The sequence below is a fragment of the Brachybacterium sp. ACRRE genome (assembly GCF_022346485.1).
GTDB classification, from domain to species: Bacteria; Actinomycetota; Actinomycetes; order Actinomycetales; family Dermabacteraceae; genus Brachybacterium; species Brachybacterium halotolerans.
Map to the genome: position 1 here is coordinate 1 of NZ_JAKRMO010000125.1, position 2,089 is coordinate 2,089.

Sequence of the window (2,089 nt, forward strand, 5' to 3'; positions counted from 1 at the left end):
CTCGCGGCCTATCAGCTTGTTGGTGAGGTAGTGGCTCACCAAGGCGTTGACGGGTAGCCGGCCTGAGAGGGCGACCGGCCACACTGGGACTGAGACACGGCCCAGACTCCTACGGGAGGCAGCAGTGGGGAATATTGCACAATGGGCGAAAGCCTGATGCAGCGACGCCGCGTGAGGGATGACGGCCTTCGGGTTGTAAACCTCTTTCAGCAGGGAAGAAGCGAGAGTGACGGTACCTGCAGAAGAAGCGCCGGCTAACTACGTGCCAGCAGCCGCGGTAATACGTAGGGCGCAAGCGTTGTCCGGAATTATTGGGCGTAAAGAGCTTGTAGGTGGCTTGTCGCGTCTGCCGTGAAAACCCGAGGCTCAACCTCGGGCGTGCGGTGGGTACGGGCAGGCTAGAGTGTGGTAGGGGAGACTGGAACTCCTGGTGTAGCGGTGAAATGCGCAGATATCAGGAAGAACACCGATGGCGAAGGCAGGTCTCTGGGCCATTACTGACACTGAGAAGCGAAAGCATGGGGAGCGAACAGGATTAGATACCCTGGTAGTCCATGCCGTAAACGTTGGGCACTAGGTGTGGGGAACATTCCACGTTTTCCGCGCCGTAGCTAACGCATTAAGTGCCCCGCCTGGGGAGTACGGCCGCAAGGCTAAAACTCAAAGGAATTGACGGGGGCCCGCACAAGCGGCGGAGCATGCGGATTAATTCGATGCAACGCGAAGAACCTTACCAAGGCTTGACATGCACTGGACAGCTGCAGAGATGTGGCCTTCTTTGGACTGGTGCACAGGTGGTGCATGGTTGTCGTCAGCTCGTGTCGTGAGATGTTGGGTTAAGTCCCGCAACGAGCGCAACCCTCGTTCCATGTTGCCAGCACGTGATGGTGGGGACTCATGGGAGACTGCCGGGGTCAACTCGGAGGAAGGTGGGGACGACGTCAAATCATCATGCCCCTTATGTCTTGGGCTTCACGCATGCTACAATGGCCGGTACAATGGGTTGCGATACTGTGAGGTGGAGCGAATCCCAAAAAGCCGGTCTCAGTTCGGATTGGGGTCTGCAACTCGACCCCATGAAGTCGGAGTCGCTAGTAATCGCAGATCAGCAACGCTGCGGTGAATACGTTCCCGGGCCTTGTACACACCGCCCGTCAAGTCACGAAAGTCGGTAACACCCGAAGCCGGTGGCCCATCCCTTGTGGGGGGAGCCGTCGAAGGTGGGATCGGTGATTGGGACTAAGTCGTAACAAGGTAGCCGTACCGGAAGGTGCGGCTGGATCACCTCCTTTCTAAGGAGCATCACCAGTATTGGTGGCCGCTTGCCTGCCCGTTCGTGGTGGGGGTGGTTGCTCATGGGTGGAACATCAACGGATGGGCGCTTCGCTCGCTGGTCGCGTGACGGTCGTAGTACTCCTCTTTTGGGGGATGGAACGGATGGTCTGGCTGGTGGGTTTGAGGTGGAGGCACGCTATTGGGTTTTGAGGCTGCACGCAGCCCTGCCCCCTTGTTGTGGGGGTGTGGGTGTGTGGCTGGTCCTCCCCGTTGCATCTGGCCTGGTGGTTGGGTGTGGTGGTGTGGGGTTGTTTTTTGAGAACTGCATAGTGGACGCGAGCATCTTGTAAGCAATTTTTAGTGTCTTTGTGATATTTTTTGTGTTGCCTAAGTCTTCAAGGGCGCACGGTGAATGCCTGGGCACGAGGAGCCGATGAAGGACGTAGGAGTCTGCGATAAGCCTCGGGGAGGTGACAACCGACCTGTGATCCGGGGATGTCCGAATGGGGAAACCCACCAGGGGTCATGCTCTGGTACCCGCCACTGAATGTATAGGTGGTGTGGAGGGAACGTGGGGAAGTGAAACATCTCAGTACCCACAGGAAGAGAAAACAATAGTGATTCCGTGAGTAGTGGCGAGCGAAAGCGGAGGTGGCTAAACCGGATCTGTGTGATACCCGGCAGGGGTTGCAGGTTCGGGGTTGTTGGGACGTGTCTGATTCTTCTGCCGGAGGGTCGACGTTTGGCATGCTGCTAGTCGAAGCCGTGGTGAGTGCGGTGGCGTAGAGGGTGTGACTCCCGTAGACGAAAGTGG

The 2,089-nt window shown here is 57.7% G+C and carries 2 rRNA genes; both read left to right on the forward strand.

What is annotated here, in order from left to right:
* Nucleotides 1-1,292, forward strand: a 16S ribosomal RNA gene (locus MHY49_RS18875); the annotation flags it as partial.
* A 368-nt stretch (nucleotides 1,293-1,660) separates the two neighbouring features.
* Nucleotides 1,661-2,089, forward strand: a 23S ribosomal RNA gene (locus MHY49_RS18880); the annotation flags it as partial.